Here is a 16,122-nt window from a genome sequence, read left to right as displayed (position 1 = left end):
TTGCCCCCTTAAATTCCCAAATTTTACCCATAAAATTTACAAGGCGAAGTATCGCGAGATAGATTTGCTTGTTTTCTACTTCGCTACGCTTGTAGCTAAATAGAAGAAGTAAATTTCGTCCCAAGATAAGGCACGTAGCCTATCGCAGGGCGAAATTTGCGAAATCAAGCAAAGATACTCGCGAGACGAGCCGCTATCCCCTTAAAATTTGAGCGGCTTCTTTAGCATGATAGCTTATTATCAGGTCCGCCCCCGCTCTCTTAAATCCAACTAGCGTCTCCATCATCACGCGCTCGTAGTCGATGACGCCGGCTTTTGCTGCGGCTTTTAGCAGAGCGTATTCGCCGCTCACGTTATACGCGCAGATCGGCAGTCTCGTAGCCTCGCGCAGATCGCGGATGATATCTAGATACGCCAAAGCCGGCTTTACCATCAAGATATCGGCGCCTTGCGCCTCGTCCTCCAGGCTCTCACTCACGGCTTCTAGGCGGTTTGCGGGATCCATCTGGTAGCTTTTTCTATCACCAAAGCTCGGCGCGCTCTCGGCTACGTCGCGAAACGGCCCGTAGTACGCCGAAGCAAATTTGGTCGAATACGCCATAATCGGCAAATTTTCGTATCCGCTCAAATCCAGCGCCCCGCGCAAGGTAGCGATGATGCCGTCCATCATACCGCTTGGAGCGATCATATCGGCGCCGTTTCTAGCATGGATCAGCGCTTGTTTGGCAGAAATTTCCAGCGTCGCGTCGTTATCGACGGTCTGGTGGACGTGATCTAGGATACCGCAGTGGCCGTGATCGGTGTATTCGCAAAAGCAAAGATCGGTTATCACGACGAGATCAGGGAATTTATCCTTTATTGCCCGAAGCGCGGTCGCTATGATGCCCTCATCGCTCAAAGCGTCGCTGCCTACACTATCTTTTAGGCTCGGGATTCCAAACAAAATTACCGCTTTTATGCCTAAATTTCGCACGATTTCGCACTCTTTTAAAATTTCGTCCAAACTCATCTGAAAGACGCCCGGCATCGAGCTTATCTCTTTTTTCACGCCCTTGCCTTCGACGACGAAAAGCGGATAGATAAAATCGCTCGCGCAAACGCTAGTTTCGCGCACCATCTCTCTAATCGCTGGATTTATCCTGAGCCTTCTAAAACGTTTAAACATAATTTTCCTTTTACTTCGCTACAATTTACGCTTAGTGTAACATAATAGGAGTTAAAATTTTATGAATATCGAGCTTTCAAATACGGCAAATTTACCATCTCGTTTCGGGATATTTGAGATAAAGGCGTTTAAAGAGGGAGAGAAGGAACATTTAGCGATATATAAAAACCCTTTCGGCGAGGTCGTAAACGTCCGCATCCACTCCGAGTGCCTAACGGGCGATGCGATCGGCAGCCTAAAGTGCGACTGCCGCGACCAGCTAGAAGCCAGCCTAAAATACATAGAAGAGCACGGAGGCATGGTGATTTATCTGCGTCAAGAGGGGCGAAATATCGGCCTGCTAAACAAAGTAAACGCCTACCACCTGCAAGATGAGGGCCTTGACACCATCGAGGCAAACCACCAGCTAGGTTTTAAAGCCGACGAGCGCACGTATGAGATCGTGGATTTTATCTTAAAGCACTTCGGCATCGAAAAGATAAATTTGCTAACCAATAACCCAAAAAAACTGTCCGGGCTAAAATGCGTGCAGATCGTCTCTCGCGTGCCGATCGTGATACACGCGAACAAATTTAACGAAAACTACCTGCGCGTGAAAAAAGAGCAAATGGGGCACATGCTAGATGAAAATTGACCTGCCGCGGGATTTTGACGCACAAACGGCGAAATTTAGCGAGATTTTGGCTAAATTTAACCGCGTGCACAGCCTAACTAGCTACAAAAATTTAAACGAGCAGATAGCAGATAGCATAGCTCCGCTTGAAATTTTCCCGCAAATTTGGGGCGCTAAAACGGCGATTGATATCGGTAGCGGAGCGGGCTTTCCAGCGATATTTCTTGCCATGATTTTAAGGGAGTGCGAGTGGCATCTCTTTGAGCCCAGCCCGAAAAAATCGGCGTTTCTAAGCTACGTCAAGGCCGAGCTAAATTTAGCAAACGTCCGCGTAAAATCTTGCAAGATCGAGGACGGCGAGCCCTTTACGGCGCAGCTAATCACGAGCCGCGCGCTGATGAAAACAAAAGATTTGCTTGGGATTTGCAACGGTTTTTTTGACGCGCAAACTCAAATTTTACTTTACAAAGGAAGCAGCGTGCAAAGCGAGCTAGAGGGGCTCAAAGCTCAAATTTACGGGCGCGGCAATAGAAATTACGTGCTTATAAAGGGCGGCGATGTTATTTAAAATTTTGGCTTTTTTAGCGGTTTTAATCGCGATTTATTTGATATTTTTTAAAACCCGCGTCAAAAGAGGCGTAAAAGGCGGCGCAAAAAAAGAGGACAAAGATGCCGAAAATTTCGTCGAATGCAAAAAGTGCGGCACCTTTATAGAGGCTAAAGATGCCGTAATCAGCGGCGGTGGATACGTGTGCCAAGACTGCATGCAATGCGAAAATAAAGGGCATAAAGGATAGAAAATGAAACTAATCGGCCACGAGCTAGTGCCCTATGAGCCGCTGTTTTGGCGCGAGAATGCCCAGCAGATCGAAGCAGGCAAGCAAAATTTATTTAAATTTGACGAGGCCGCGATAAAGCACGCGCAGGAGCTCGGCGCCCAGTTTTGCGTCGAAGCTAAAAATCTAAACGAAATCATCGTCGCAAACGCAGCCGGAGCGAAATTTATCGTCGTGCCTCGCGAGCTTGCCGGCAATGCGGCAAAGCTGGCGCAGGACTATCTGTTTGACGCTCAAATTTGCGTTATCATAGAGAGCCAAAACGAGCTAGCCGAGCTTAGCGAGACTGGCGCGGACGCCGCGATATTTAAAACCGCCGTAATAGGCAAGGATAAACGGTGATAAAATTTCCGCCGTTATATCTGAAATTTTTAGAAGATCTCGAGGGCGAGGAGTGCGTGGACGTTTTTAACGAAGCGGGAGCGGGTGCGTATCTATACGGGCGCGCAGCTCTAGCCGAGCGAAACGAAACCTACGAAGTAGCGCTTTACGAGCCAAATTTTTATATGATAGGCCAAGACGGCGACCTTGGATTTTTCATAAAGTTAAACTCGGACGATACTATTTATTTTAACGATCTAGGCGCGCTAGGCTCGGCTCCGATGCGCATAGCGGAGAAAGATATTTTTGCCTTTATCAAAAAGATAAAAGACGGCGGCGAGATATTTTCGTAAAATTTTACGAGCAAAGGAAGCAAATGGAACTTTTTAAAACCGCATTTTTGATGACGGCGCTGATGCTGCTTTTCGTAGCTGTAGGCGGCGCGATAGGCGGCACTAGCGGTATGATGGTCGCGTTTATAATAGCGCTTGGGATGAATTTCTTTTCATACTTTTTCTCGGACACGCTCGTGCTAAAGCACTACCAAGCCGTGCCCGTAGACGAAGCGCACGCGACGGGACTTTATCAGATCGTACGCGAGCTTTGCGCGAAGGCAAATTTGCCGATGCCAAAGATCTACATCATCCCAGAAGCCGTACCAAACGCCTTTGCCACGGGTCGCAACCCTAGCCACGCCGCAGTAGCCGTGACCGAGGGACTGCTAAATATACTAAACAAAGATGAGATCGAGGGCGTGCTAGCTCACGAGCTAAGCCACGTGCGCCACTACGACATCCTAACGGGCTCGATAGCGGCTGTTTTTGCTGGCGCGATCGCGATACTGGCAAATTTCGCGCAGTTTGGCGCGGCGAATCGTCAAGGCAAGCAAAATCCCTTGATGCTAATCGCTCTAGCCGTCATCATGCCGCTAGCTGCCACCATCATACGCATGGCGATATCGCGGGCGCGGGAGTTTGAGGCCGACAGAGGCGCTGCGATGATAACAGGCAAGCCCCAGCACCTAGCAGGCGCGCTGCGCAAACTCGAAGACTACGCGCGCGGACGCGTGATGGCAAACGCCGACGAACAAAGCGCGCATATGTTTATCATTAATCCATTTAGCGGCGTAAAAAGCGCGCTGGGTTCGCTATTTCGCACGCACCCGAGCACCCAAGATCGCATCGCCGCGCTAGAAAATTTACGCTCGCAACTAGATGGCGAAAACGGCGTGAAAGAGTATTTTAGAAAGTAAATTTGACGGGCGAATTTAAGCCCTCCGTTTTGCTGTCAAATTTGAGCAAAACGGCTTGGCTTTGGGCGTTAAATTTGACGCCAAATTTAACCCTGCGGCGCGTCAAATTTGACCGTACGCGTCAAAATAAAATTTATCAAAAAGGCAAAATATGAAAATAGCCGTAAACGGCACGAGCGGATTTATCGGCGGCGAACTTTGCAGATTTTTTAGAGCCCAGGGGCACGAGGTCGTAGCTATGCCGAGGACCGCCTACGCCGATAAAGACGCGCTCAAAAACCTCGCTGGCGGCTGCGACGCGGTTATAAATTTAGCGGGCGCTTCTATCGCGGCCAGATGGAGCGAGGCCTATAAAAAGCAGCTTCACGCAAGCAGGATAGAGACGACGCGCACGCTGGTTAGCGCGATAAACGAGCTAGAAAATCCGCCATTTTTCATCAGCACTTCGGCTGTGGGCATCTATGAAAACGGTCTTGAGCACGACGAGAGCTCGGTCAAATTTGACCGCAGATTTTTGGGCGAGCTAGCATGCGAATGGGAGAGCCAGGCCGCTAAAGCGCGAACGCAAACGGCGATATTTCGCCTAGGCGTGGTGCTGGGGCGAGGTGGCGCGCTAGCTAAGATGTTGCCGGCATTCAGGCTCGGTCTTGGCGGAAAGCTCGGTAGCGGCGAGCAGGCGTTTTGCTGGATTTGCGTCGCTGATTTGCTAGAGGCGTTTAAATTTACCGTGCAAAACCGTCAAAGCGGCGTTTTTAATCTCGTTTCGCCGCACCCTAGCACCAACGGCGAATTTACTAAAATTTTAGGCGAGGTTTTAGGGCGACCGACGTTTTTTAAAGTGCCTAAATTTGCGTTAAATTTGATGTTTGGCGAAGGGTCAAGTGTACTGCTTGAGGGTGCAAAAGTCTATCCCAAAGCCTTGATAAAAAGCGGATTTAGCTTTAAATTTAGCGATCTAAAAACCGCACTTGAGGATATTTTGAAGTAAATTGAAATAATTAGCCAAATGCTCCGCTTCGGTTTTTGCAAAATGCGGCTCGCGCCAACACAGCGTAAATTTGACGCCGCTACGAAAATTTAGCCGCATAGAATTTCGTCCGATTTTATCGCAAATCCGAATTCTAAAAACGCCGGCGTAGAGGCATAAAAGCAAATACGGTAGCGCCTTAAAACATAAAATGCTTTGCCCGCTGATATGGCGGGCTATAAATCAGTAAACAAAATTTAGCAAACCTGACGCTTGGGCAAAATTAGCACGATGCCGCCCAAGAAAAAAGCGATAAATTTTTACGACTGCCAAACGATGTCTTAAATTTAAACCGCGAGCCGATATTAGGCAAAAATTCGGCGTAAATTTAAATCAGGCGACAAATTTGCGTTTTTGAATATAGCAGACTAAGCTCATAAATTTGAAAAGCTAGCTTTTGCCGCTAGTTCTGTGCGCAGGGTTTGCTACCTGAGCGCTCAAGCGGACTGCGGAGAAGTTTTACTCAAACCGCCTCGAGATGCTAGGCGAGAGCTTGGTCAAGACGTCATAACTAATCGTGCCGAAAAAATCCGCCCAAACACTAGCGTCGTCAAATACGCAAATTTTATCGCCCGCATCTTCGCAGCAAAAGCTATCCATCGACATTTTGCCAAGCAGTCGCTGTCCGCCGGCCGTCTTTAGCTCGCCCTCGCCCGTGTAGCGCAGCAGTCCGTCGCCGTAGCCTAGGTCGTAAACGGCTATTTGCATATCCTTGCTAGCGCAAAATTTAGCGCCGTAGCCCGCACATTGTCCTTTTTTTAGCACCCTGCCGCTAACTTTATGCGCCCAGAGCGACGCCACGCGCTTTAGCCCCAAACTATCGTCAAACTGCGCGTAGCCGTAGGCTGCTATACCCACGCGCACGCACTCGTCCGCTAGCTCGCCAAAGCGCTCGGTCGCAGCGGAGTTGTGCGAATGAAAAACCAAACCCTCGCCGCAAATTTCGTGCACCGCAGCTTTTACCGCGTCAAAATTTCGCCTCTGTACGAAATAATCGCTACTAAGCTCCTCAGCACTTCTAAAATGCGTAAATGCACCGCAAATTTGCAGTCCGTGTGCCAAGGCCGCCTCGCACGCCGCCCGCACCTCATCTACCGCGACGCCGTTTCTATGCATGAGCGTATCGACGGCGATATGCACGCGCGCGCCTTGTTTGAATTTAGCAATCAGCGAAATGTCGTTTACCGCGTAGATAAATTGCTCGCTCTCGCCGCCCGTAGGGATATGCGAAAGGATGAGAATATGCTCGAAAAAGGGCTCCAGCTCGCGCGCCTCGGCCTCGTTTTTGACCGCACAAAATTTAATACCGTAGCTCGCCGCCTCACGCCCCACAAGCGCCGCTCCGTGACCGTAGGCATTGTCTTTTAGCACCAAAATCACGCGATCTTTGCCGCCTGCTTTGGCGCAAATTTTGGTTAGATTATGGATGTAGGCGGATCTGTTTAAAACGAGTTCAGACATTGAAATTTACGCCAAACGCCTCGTAAACGTTAGGAAGCAGCTTCCTAATACTATAATCGTAAGAGTAAAATTTAGCGTAAAGTGCCTTTAGATCAGCCTCTTTAACCGCCGCAAAGTCAAACACGTCCGTGCCCGCAACCTTTGGTACCTGGCGGTCTAGCTCGGCGAAAAACTCGCCCCTCGCCTTTAAAATTTCCTCGATTTGAGCCTTTACTATTTCGCTTTTTTCTTGCATTTACTTCTCCGTTAAGATTTTAAATTTATCTTTATCTAGTCGCACGTAGAGCTCTTTTTGCCCCTTAAATTCGTGGCTCGGCGCTGCGTAATCCTCGTCAAAAACCACTCTAAAAAGATTTTGCCCTTTGGTATTTGGATACGGCGTCACGCTAAAATTTGAAGCTTTTATGCTCTTTTTTTCGTTTAGCGCGAAAATTCTCTTTTTATTTTCGGCAAATTTAGCCCTCGTTAGCGCATTTTTGCCGTCTATTTTTACAAATTCGTCCGCGTAAAAGCCGAGGTAAATTTTAGTTTCGTTATCTCGCCACGCCTGCAGCCACTCGTGCAGATGTGCCAGTACGCGCGCGACGTCGTCTTTGCTGGCGTCTACCTTCTGGCTTTCGCTGATTATCACGACGCCCTCGCTGCCGATCAGTCGGCCGAATTTCACCAGCGCATCGTTGTTAAACGCCACGCAGCCGCGTGTTTTTACTTCGTCCTCGCGTTTGCCTTTCATCGGCAGTCCGTGTATCCAGATGCCTCCGCCCGTTTTTTGTGCGGCCTTATCGTGGGCGTTCGGATACGATAGCGACATCGCAAGCGGCCCATAAAATGTATCGGGCGGCGTAAATTTATCAATGACGTCGTAAACACCGATCGGCGTTTTTAGATCGCCTTCTTTAAATTTATCCCCGCTTTTGCCCGTTATCACGCTTTGAGAAAAGATTTGCTCCAGCGCGCCGCCCGCATACTCGAAGCTTTGCAAGGTTTTTTGCGCTTTATTTACGACGATGATTTTGGTCTTAGCCTCGTAGTAGCCGTATCTGACATCGGCAGCGCCTAGCTTTTTTAGCCAGTATTTTGCACCCGTCAAATTTGCGTCCGCTAAAGCCTCGGCGAGTAAATTTTGAGAGTATATAATAGAAAAAATGAAAAATATAATCAACTTTTTAAACAAAATTTCAATCCGTGTTTCAAAATGAGCTTGGATTATATTATTAATTGGCTTAAATTTTAAAAAAATAAAATTTTAAGCTACAAAGGGATATGATAAGTCACACCAAAAAGTGAAATAAATTCTCAAAAAAGGAAAGAAAATGAAGAAATTAGTTGCATTTGCCATTGCATTGTCAGCATCTTTTTGCTTTGCTGATTACGTTCTTATCAGTGCGGATAACGCATACGCCAAAGCCACTCCGCCAAACGTCAAAAACAGCGCAGTCTTTATGGATATCACAAACAATATGCCAAAAGCCGTAAGACTAATAAGCGCAAGCACAGATGCCTCTCAAAGCGCCGAACTTCACACGCATAAGCATGAAGACGGGATGATGAAAATGGTGCAGATAGATAGCATAGAGGTACCGGCTGAGGGATCGGTGAGCCTAAAACCGGGCGGCCTTCATATAATGCTAATGGACGTAAAAAAGCCAATGAAAGCGGGCGATAAAGTAAATTTAACTCTTAAATTTAGTGACGGCAGAATAGTTGAAGTGATCGACATACCGGTTAAAAATTTAGAAACTTCCGGGCACGCGCATTAAAATTTTATAATGAAAAAATTTCTCATTATTTTAGTCCTTCTAGTCGGCGTTTTGGGTACTTCGGCGTACCTGTTTTTTAAACCGCAAGCACAAGAGGACTTTTTGAGCGCAGAGGACGTGGGGGCAAATTTAACCCCGCTTCCCTGCGATATGAACACCGAGCACTCATGCGGCGTAGAGTTTCGCGGCAAGACGGTTAAATTTAGCCTCTCGCCAAAGCCCGTTTACACGATGCAGCCGACGATCGTGCGTATCGAGGGGCTAGAAGGGTTTAAAAACCCGAGCCTTGAGATCCACGGCGTAAATATGGACATGGGTGTGATTAAGGCCGAAGTAGAAAAACGCGACAACGCCTACATATCAAACATCGTGCTAAGCGCGTGCCTGATAAACATCATGAGGTACCGTTTCGAGGTGCTTGAAAACGGCAAAAGAAGCGGGCTTTATATAGACTTCGACTTGCATCAATAGACGCAAATTTTACTTAAAAGGGCGGATGATGAAAAAGCTTATTATCGTACTTATACTGATTTTAACGGTTCTTGGTGTAGGTTATCTCGCACTCTACTCAAACAAATACGCCCCTAACGGTCAAGGCACAAACGTCGCCGAGGGTCTAAAAAATTACGATTTTACCGGCAAGGGCGTAAACGGCGCGGTGAGTCTAAAGAGCTTTGAGGGTAAAAATAAGATCATATACTTTGGCTACACCTCGTGTCCGGACGTCTGCCCCGCGACTTTAGGTATCTTAAGCGGCGTGTTAAACGAGCTTAAAAGAGACGATATCGTCGTGATTTTCGTCACTCTCGATCCTGAGCGCGACGAACCTAAAAATGTCGATGAGTACGCGAAGTATTTTTATCCAAATTCTTACGGTATAGTATTAGACGATCTACCTAAGGTTGCAAAAAGCTACGGCGTGAAGTATCAAAAGGTGCTGCTTGAAAAATCGGTCATGGAGTACTCCGTCGCTCATAGCTCCTCGCTCTACGTACTAGACAAAAACGGTAAATTCGTAACCGAAATATCAAATTTGACGGCGCAAAACATCAAGAAAACGCTGGAAAATCTGAAATAATAACAGCTTTATTATTTAGTTGTTATGAGTGTTACGTTATAACACAGAGATATTTTTTTATGCTCAATTATTAACGATTTTGATTTAAATCAATATACTTTAAGCCTTCCGGTTGTATAGTTTCTTTAGCGGAAATTTAAAACTCGGAAGTCATCCATGAAGATTATAGCGCTCGTATGCGCTCTGTTTATTTTCTCCTTCGCAAGCGACGTTAGCGCTACGGCTAGCCTCGACGTAAAAAGCTGCGCCTATAGCGAGCAAAACAAAACCCTAGCCGTCTACGATACCAAAAATTCGCTAAATATACTTAATAAAAAAGACCTAAAAACCATAAACAAATTTGACTTTAAAACAGACGAGATAACCTCGCTAGCCTTTGACCACGCAAATTTATATGCAGGATTTGCTGGCGGCGAGATAGCTAAATTTAACGATGATTTTAGCTCTTTTGCCGGCATGCTAAATCTTTCAAATTTAAGCCTTGATACGCAGATAACGCACCTGTGGGTCGCAAACGGCAAAATTTACGCAGTCGTCGGCAAAGACGCCTTTATCTCCTACGATCTTGCGTCAAAAAAGCTGGCGCGCGCGAGTCTTGACGGCGCATATCATATCGCAACCTGTCAAATTTTAAACGGTGCCGCGCTGATAACTAGCTGGGACAGATCGGTTTTTACCGTAAATTTAAGCACCATGAAGGCAAAAAATCTAGGCAGATTAAAATCCGTAGCTTTGAGCACGGCGGAGATAAACTCAGGCGTGATTTTCGGGCTTGCTAGCGGCGAGATAGCTAGTCTCAAATTTGACGCCGAAGCAAATTTGACGAGCAAGCAAACGGGTGCGACAAATTTGACCGCCGAAGCAAATTTGGGCGACAAAGAAAACGCAATTTTGATGAACTCTACAAATTTAGAAACAAAAAACTCGGCGAGCACAGAGACCAAAGCCGCCCCGAACCCAATCGTCCAAATTTACAAAATCTCAAATTCACGCATTAAAAGCCTACTGGTCGTGCAGGATAAAGTTTATATCGGGCTTGGAAACGGCGAAATTTTACGAAGCGACGCGGAGTTTAAACAGATAGAAAAAATAGGCAAAAACTCCGACGCCGTGATAAAAATTTTTAACGACGAAGATAGCGTCATAGCCGTTAGCATAAACGGCGAGATCCAAATTTACAAGAAAAAATCTTAGGAAAGGAGATTTCAATGAACAAACTACTTAGTTGCGGTATCGTTGCGGCTGCGGGCCTCGCGTTTTCCGTTAGCAGTGCGTGTGCGACGGATAGCGACCTACAAGCTATCATGAAAGCGCGCGGGCTAACGGAAAAAGACGTCCTAGCGGCTGCTAAAACGTATCAGCCAAGCGGCAAGAAGGACGACTATATCGTCTTTTCCTCAGGAGGCCAAAGCGGACAGGTGATGGTTTACGGCGTACCTTCGATGAGGATTTACAAATTTATCGGCGTCTTTACGCCAGAGCCTTGGCAGGGATACGGCTACGACGAGGAGTCTAAGGCTATCCTAAAAAGCGGCGCGATTAGGGGCAAGGAGCTTTCATGGGGCGACACTCACCACCCTGCTTTAACCGAGAAAAACGGCGAATACGTCGGCGATTATCTTTTCATCAACGACAAGGCCAACCCTCGCATCGCGGTTATAAATTTGCACGATTTTGAAACTACGCAAATCGTCGTTAATCCAATCGTAAAAAGCGAACACGGCGGCAGCTTCATCACCCCAAATAGCGAATACGTCATCGAAGCGGCGCAGTACGCGGCTCCGCTAGATAACGGCTATCACTCGATAGACGAGTACGAAAGCGCATACCGCGGCGCGGTAACGTTTTGGAAATTCGACTATCCAAAAGGCAAGATAGACGAGAAAGCCTCCTTCTCGCTCGAGCTTCCTCCGTATTGGCAGGATCTAAGCGACGCCGGTAAAGGCGAGAGCTTCGGCTGGGCGTTTTCTAACTCCATAAACTCGGAGATGTACACCGGAGGTATCGAAAAGGGCTTGCCTCCGTTTGAAGCGGGCGCTAGTAGAAACGATACGGACTATTTGCACGTTTACAACTGGCAAATTTTAGAAAAACTAGCTCAAGATAAGAAAAACTACAGAGAGATAAACGGCCATAGAGTAGTTACCATAGACGCCGCCGTTAAAGCAGGCGCGCTATTTTTGATCCCCGAGCCAAAGAGCCCGCACGGCGTAGATGTTAGCCCAGACGGTAGGTATATCGTTATCGGCGGTAAGCTAGATACGCACGCTACGGTTTTTGACTTTAGAAAAATCAAAAATTTAATCGATAAAAAAGAATTTGCCGGCACCGACTCTTACGGCATACCGATTCTTGATTTGCAAAAGACCCTACACGGACAAGTCGAGCTTGGCCTTGGACCTCTACACACGGCATTTGATGCACAAGACGGCGTACTTTATACCTCGCTTTATGTCGATAGCCAGATCGTAAAATGGGACTATAAAAATTTAAAAGTCTTAGATAGGATCAACGTTCACTACAACATCGGACACCTAGACGCGATGGAGGGAAAATCGGCCAAACCTAAGGGCAAATACGTAATCGCTCTTGACAAGCTATCAATCGACCGCTTTAACCCTGTAGGTCCTCTTCACCCGCAAAACCACCAGCTAATCGACACTACGGGTGCAAAAATGGAGCTTTTATACGATATGCCGATACCTCTGGGCGAACCTCACGACGTAGTTTCGATCGCGGCTAGCAAGCTAAAACCGGCTACCACCTATGCCATGGGAACAAACTCTCGCACCGGTAAAGAAAGTCCGTTCGCAACTCTTGCCGGACAAGAAAGAGTCGAGCGCAACGGCAAAAACGTAACCGTCTACGCTACGATGATCAGAAGCCACATCAATCCTGAGCACATCGAAGTAAATAAAGGCGACAACGTAACTATCCACCTAACAAACCTAGAGCGCGCCCAGGACGAGACGCACGGCTTTACCGTGGATCTTTACAACATCCACGCGTCTTTAGAGCCGGGTAAAACCGCAACCGTAAATTTCGTAGCGGACGAAGAGGGCGTGTTCCCTTACTACTGCACCGAATTTTGCTCCGCGTTGCACCTTGAGATGATGGGCTATTTGCTAGTTAAAGATCCGAATAAAAAATACGAATCGGCAAAAGCAAATAGGCTAAAAACCCTAAGTCCTGAAGCCCTAAAAGCCGAATACGATAAAGTAATCGCTACTAATAAAGCTACCGACGAAGTTATCCAAAGCGTAGTGGCTTACTTAAAAGAAAAGCATTACGAAAAATATCCTAAGGTAAAAGAGCTAGTTACCGACGCGCTGGATCAATACGGCAAAATCCCAGAGGCTAAAGCAAAAGCCGACGAAGCCTATAAAAAAGGTGACGTAAACGGCGCGATACTTTGGGAGTACCAAGTATGGCAGTATATGGTTAAAACCGCAGACGTCGGCCTAAGAGCTAAAAACAATCTCGCTAAAGAGATCGCTACGCCTATGAGTCCGGCTGCGGCTAAAGGCGAGGCCGCATATCTAAAAGGCGGTTGCAACGCTTGCCACGTCATCGGTCAGGTTAGCTCGGGTCCGGATCTAACGGGCGTTCTTTTACGCCATGAAAACGGCGAGAAATGGGTATTTGACTTTGTCAAAGATCCGTCTAAATTTTACGGCGACGAGTACATCAAGTCTATGATCGACTACTTTAACCTAAGAATGCCTAATCAGCACATGAGCGATCAAGAGATCAAAGATATCATCGAATATCTAAAATGGATCGACGAAAACGCGGGAATGTAATCCAAATTTGATTCGGGCTTAGCGGTCCGAATCAGTCCGCTAAATTTGAGGCTCGGCGCGCGTAACCCGAGCCTTTTTCGTTAAATTTAAAAAGCCTTTTGCGAAAATTTTTTTAAATTTAATAAAGGAGAAACGATGAAGAAGTATCAAATTTACACTATTATCGCGTTAGTCTTGATGACCATTTGTTTTACGATCCCGGTTCTTGGATGGTTCGGCGCGAAGGCTAAAATCGCCGCAGGCGAGCCGCTCGCCGGATATTCGTATAAAATTTACGACCTTTACACCTCGTTTCAGTACAAAAATCACTTGATGCCAGAAGACGTAAAAGCCAGCCTACAAAAAGCGATCGAGCAAAAAGCTGAGATCGGTACGCCCTCTTTTCCTATCTGGTACGTCGCGCTTGAAGCGCCAAACTACCCAAAAGACGCCTTTCCGGACGGCATTCCCGTTTATTTTCACGTTGACGGATACAGCGGCGACGTGCACGAGATGAACACCATAAACCACTACATCGGTATGTATCCGATGGAGCACGGAGGCAACGTCGAGCGCGCGATTGCGCCTTATTATCTGCTTATTTCCACGCTTTGCATGCTAGCCTTTTTATACTACGACGGCAAATTTAACTCCCTGCTCATGGTGCTTCCGACCATAGCTCCGCTGCTTTTCATGGGCGCGTTTGCGGGCTGGCTATACTGGTACGGACACAATATGCAAGAGTGGGGTGCGTTTAAGATAAAACCATTTATGCCGACAGTGCTTGGCGACGGCAAGGTCGCGCAGTTTACGACGCACTCGTATCCTAGCATAGGATTTTGGGTGATGATGGCTATGAGCGCGCTTTGTATCCTAGCCGTATTTTCAAAGAAAAAAGAGCTCAAAGACGCGAAATGAAATTTAAGCTTTTGCTCTTTTGCGCGCTAAATTTGACGGCCTTCGCCGGTCCACTACAAGACGCTATAAACGCCGCCGAACCGGGCGACATCTTGCGCCTAAACGACGGCCTTTACGAAGGAAATATAATCGTAGATAAACCGCTAACGATAATAGGCAAGGGCGAAAACGCCGTGATACGAGGCGACCGCAAATCAAGCGTGATAAAAGTAACGGCAAAAAACGTAAAGCTCGTAAATTTAAACATCGAGGGCAGCGGCACGAGTCAGATGAACCTAGATGCAGGCATAAGCTGCGCAAAGGGCAATAATATTTTAGTCGAAAAAAACCGCTTTAAAGACGTGCTTTTCGGTATCGAGCTATCAGAGTGCAATCAAGCCGTGATAAGAGATAACAACATCACCTCAAAAGAGGGCTTTGACGTGCCTAGACGCGGCGACGCCGTGCGCGCGTGGTATTCGCACGAAAATTTGATCGAGCGAAACTACGTCTATAACAGCCGCGACATCGTGGCGTGGTTTTCTAGCAACAACGTAATCCGAAAAAATTTCGGCAAAAACAACCGCTACGCCGTGCATACGATGTATTCGGCGGACAACCTCATCGAGGATAACGAATTTAGCGGCGGAGCAGTGGGGATGTATTTTATGTTTTCAACAAATTCCCTCGTGCGCCGAAACGTGATAATCAACTCAAACGGAGCGTTTGGCGTGGGTATCGCGCTAAAAGACACCTCGGGATTTAACATCATAGAAAATACCTTTTTGTATAACTCGCGCGGCATCTACTCCGACCGCTCTCCGCTAAATCCGGGCACCGTAAATACCCTCGAAAACAATCAAATTTTATACAACGTCATCGGGCTGCAAATGCACGCGACGCAGGAAAAAAGCGTGTTTAAGGGCAATAATTTTATCGGAAACATGGAAACGGCTATCAACGACACTCCAGGCTCAAAGATCGAGCTAAACGAGTGGAGCGGTAATTATTTCGACGAATACGAAGGCTTAGATGTCGATAGAGACGGCATCGGCGATACGCCCTACTCGCACTTCGTTTACGCCGACAAGCTTTGGCAGTACTATCCGACTCTGCGCTTTTTCTACGGCTCCACCGTGATTAGCGGGCTAAATTTCCTAGCTAAGCTTGCCCCTTTTTCCGAGCCGCTTAAGCTTTTAGAGGACGGCTCTCCTAAAATGCGCCCAAACAACGCTCAAAAGGCAACGCTATGAATAGACGAAATTTTATCGCCCTAACGGCAGGTGCGGCTGCCGCAGGATACGGTATCGGATATTTTTTACCTAAAACGCGCGCGGACGAGCTTTTTTTACGGCCTCCCGGAGCGGTTAAAAATTTCGAATCGCTCTGCATAAAATGCGGCCAGTGCGTGCAGGTCTGCCCGTATCACAGCATCGAGCTACTAGATATAACGCAGGGTTACTCAAACGGCACGTCCTATATCGACGCGCACGAGCGAGGCTGTTATCTGTGCGACCTTTTCCCTTGTGTTTTGGCCTGTCCTAGCGGCGCGCTAGATCACGCTACGACGCAGATTAGCGACGTAAAGATGGGCGTGGGCGTGCTAAGGGAGCATGAAGCCTGTCTAGCGTACAAAAACGAAAACGTAAATTTAAACGGCGTTACAAAAATGCTTAAGCGTAAAATTTACAACGACCGCGAGCAAGCCGTAAAAGACGCCGTCCAAAATAGCGTGGATAAGCCCTGCGATCTGTGCGTTAGCCTCTGTCCCGTCGGAGACGCCGCCATAACTATGGCTAAAAGCGACGGGCGAAATTTACCCGAATTTAAACAAGGCTGCGTCGGATGCGGAGTGTGCGCCGAGGTTTGCCCGGCACAAATCATCGACATCGCGCCAAACCGCGGCTATGATGAAATTTACAAAGGATAA

19 protein-coding genes are annotated in these 16,122 nt (G+C 47.4%); 15 read left to right on the top strand and 4 right to left on the bottom strand.

What is annotated here, in order from left to right:
- Window positions 1-193 precede the first annotated feature (193 nt).
- Window positions 194-1,165, bottom strand: coding sequence for a porphobilinogen synthase (gene hemB, locus Q0386_RS09360; protein ID WP_299030162.1), 972 nt, complete (start codon window positions 1,163-1,165; stop codon window positions 194-196).
- A 61-nt stretch (window positions 1,166-1,226) separates the two neighbouring features.
- On the opposite strand from hemB, the gene ribA reads away from it, so the two are divergent.
- From ribA to Q0386_RS09325, 7 genes are all read left to right on the top strand, one after another.
- Window positions 1,227-1,799, top strand: coding sequence for a GTP cyclohydrolase II (gene ribA / locus Q0386_RS09355; RefSeq protein WP_299030160.1), 573 nt, complete (start codon window positions 1,227-1,229; stop codon window positions 1,797-1,799).
- Window positions 1,789-2,346 carry a 16S rRNA (guanine(527)-N(7))-methyltransferase RsmG gene (rsmG, locus tag Q0386_RS09350; RefSeq protein WP_299030158.1) on the top strand — a complete coding sequence of 186 codons (558 nt, stop codon included), beginning with the start codon at window positions 1,789-1,791 and terminating at the stop codon, window positions 2,344-2,346. Before ribA ends, rsmG begins: the two co-directional genes overlap by 11 nt.
- A complete protein-coding gene (locus Q0386_RS09345; protein WP_299030155.1) occupies window positions 2,336-2,575 on the top strand; it encodes a PP0621 family protein in 240 nt (79 codons plus the stop codon). Before rsmG ends, Q0386_RS09345 begins: the two co-directional genes overlap by 11 nt.
- A 3-nt stretch (window positions 2,576-2,578) precedes the next feature.
- Complete coding sequence (locus Q0386_RS09340) at window positions 2,579-2,956, top strand: hypothetical protein (RefSeq protein WP_299030153.1); 378 nt, start codon at window positions 2,579-2,581, stop codon at window positions 2,954-2,956.
- A complete protein-coding gene (locus Q0386_RS09335; protein ID WP_299030150.1) occupies window positions 2,953-3,288 on the top strand; it encodes a hypothetical protein in 336 nt (111 codons plus the stop codon). Before Q0386_RS09340 ends, Q0386_RS09335 begins: the two co-directional genes overlap by 4 nt.
- Window positions 3,289-3,311: 23 nt before the next feature.
- The gene (gene htpX, locus Q0386_RS09330) at window positions 3,312-4,187 is read left to right on the top strand and encodes a zinc metalloprotease HtpX (RefSeq protein WP_299030147.1); all 876 of its coding nucleotides are present in this window, start codon (window positions 3,312-3,314) and stop codon (window positions 4,185-4,187) included.
- Window positions 4,188-4,338: 151 nt separating this feature from the next.
- Window positions 4,339-5,175 (top strand): TIGR01777 family oxidoreductase, encoded by an 837-nt coding sequence (locus Q0386_RS09325; RefSeq protein WP_299030144.1) that lies wholly within the window; start codon window positions 4,339-4,341, stop codon window positions 5,173-5,175.
- Window positions 5,176-5,673: 498 nt separating this feature from the next.
- Here Q0386_RS09325 and Q0386_RS09320 read toward each other — a convergent pair whose 3' ends face one another.
- Genes Q0386_RS09320 through Q0386_RS09310 form a run of 3 tightly spaced genes read right to left on the bottom strand, consistent with a single transcriptional unit; the run spans window position 5,674 to window position 7,849 of the window.
- Window positions 5,674-6,675: an alanine racemase gene (locus tag Q0386_RS09320; RefSeq protein ID WP_299030140.1), complete on the bottom strand. Its 1,002-nt coding sequence runs from the start codon at window positions 6,673-6,675 to the stop codon at window positions 5,674-5,676.
- Window positions 6,668-6,910 (bottom strand): CmeU family protein, encoded by a 243-nt coding sequence (cmeU, locus tag Q0386_RS09315; RefSeq protein WP_298944920.1) that lies wholly within the window; start codon window positions 6,908-6,910, stop codon window positions 6,668-6,670. Before cmeU ends, Q0386_RS09320 begins: the two co-directional genes overlap by 8 nt.
- Entirely contained in the window at window positions 6,911-7,849 is a 939-nt protein-coding gene (locus Q0386_RS09310) for a L,D-transpeptidase family protein (protein ID WP_299030137.1), read from the bottom strand.
- 139 nt (window positions 7,850-7,988) lie between these two features.
- Here Q0386_RS09310 and Q0386_RS09305 point away from each other — a divergent pair, with 139 nt between their 5' ends.
- From Q0386_RS09305 to Q0386_RS09270, 8 genes are all read left to right on the top strand, one after another.
- Window positions 7,989-8,435: a copper chaperone PCu(A)C gene (locus Q0386_RS09305; protein ID WP_002950357.1), complete on the top strand. Its 447-nt coding sequence runs from the start codon at window positions 7,989-7,991 to the stop codon at window positions 8,433-8,435.
- Between the two features lie 9 nt (window positions 8,436-8,444).
- Complete coding sequence (locus Q0386_RS09300; RefSeq protein WP_299030127.1) at window positions 8,445-8,906, top strand: hypothetical protein; 462 nt, start codon at window positions 8,445-8,447, stop codon at window positions 8,904-8,906.
- A 28-nt stretch (window positions 8,907-8,934) separates the two neighbouring features.
- Entirely contained in the window at window positions 8,935-9,513 is a 579-nt protein-coding gene (locus tag Q0386_RS09295) for an SCO family protein (RefSeq protein ID WP_299030124.1), read from the top strand.
- Window positions 9,514-9,669: 156 nt separating this feature from the next.
- Entirely contained in the window at window positions 9,670-10,707 is a 1,038-nt protein-coding gene (locus tag Q0386_RS09290) for a hypothetical protein (protein WP_299030121.1), read from the top strand.
- Window positions 10,708-10,721: 14 nt separating this feature from the next.
- Window positions 10,722-13,316: a Sec-dependent nitrous-oxide reductase gene (nosZ, locus tag Q0386_RS09285; RefSeq protein WP_299030118.1), complete on the top strand. Its 2,595-nt coding sequence runs from the start codon at window positions 10,722-10,724 to the stop codon at window positions 13,314-13,316.
- Between the two features lie 135 nt (window positions 13,317-13,451).
- Window positions 13,452-14,213 (top strand): cytochrome C, encoded by a 762-nt coding sequence (locus tag Q0386_RS09280; protein WP_299030115.1) that lies wholly within the window; start codon window positions 13,452-13,454, stop codon window positions 14,211-14,213.
- Window positions 14,210-15,445, top strand: coding sequence for a nitrous oxide reductase family maturation protein NosD (locus Q0386_RS09275; RefSeq protein WP_299030113.1), 1,236 nt, complete (start codon window positions 14,210-14,212; stop codon window positions 15,443-15,445). Before Q0386_RS09280 ends, Q0386_RS09275 begins: the two co-directional genes overlap by 4 nt.
- Entirely contained in the window at window positions 15,442-16,122 is a 681-nt protein-coding gene (locus Q0386_RS09270; RefSeq protein WP_299030109.1) for a 4Fe-4S dicluster domain-containing protein, read from the top strand. Before Q0386_RS09275 ends, Q0386_RS09270 begins: the two co-directional genes overlap by 4 nt.

The organism is uncultured Campylobacter sp. (genome assembly GCF_938045625.1).
Lineage (GTDB): Bacteria > Campylobacterota > Campylobacteria > Campylobacterales > Campylobacteraceae > Campylobacter_A.
This window is presented reverse-complemented; position numbering and strand designations above follow the sequence as displayed.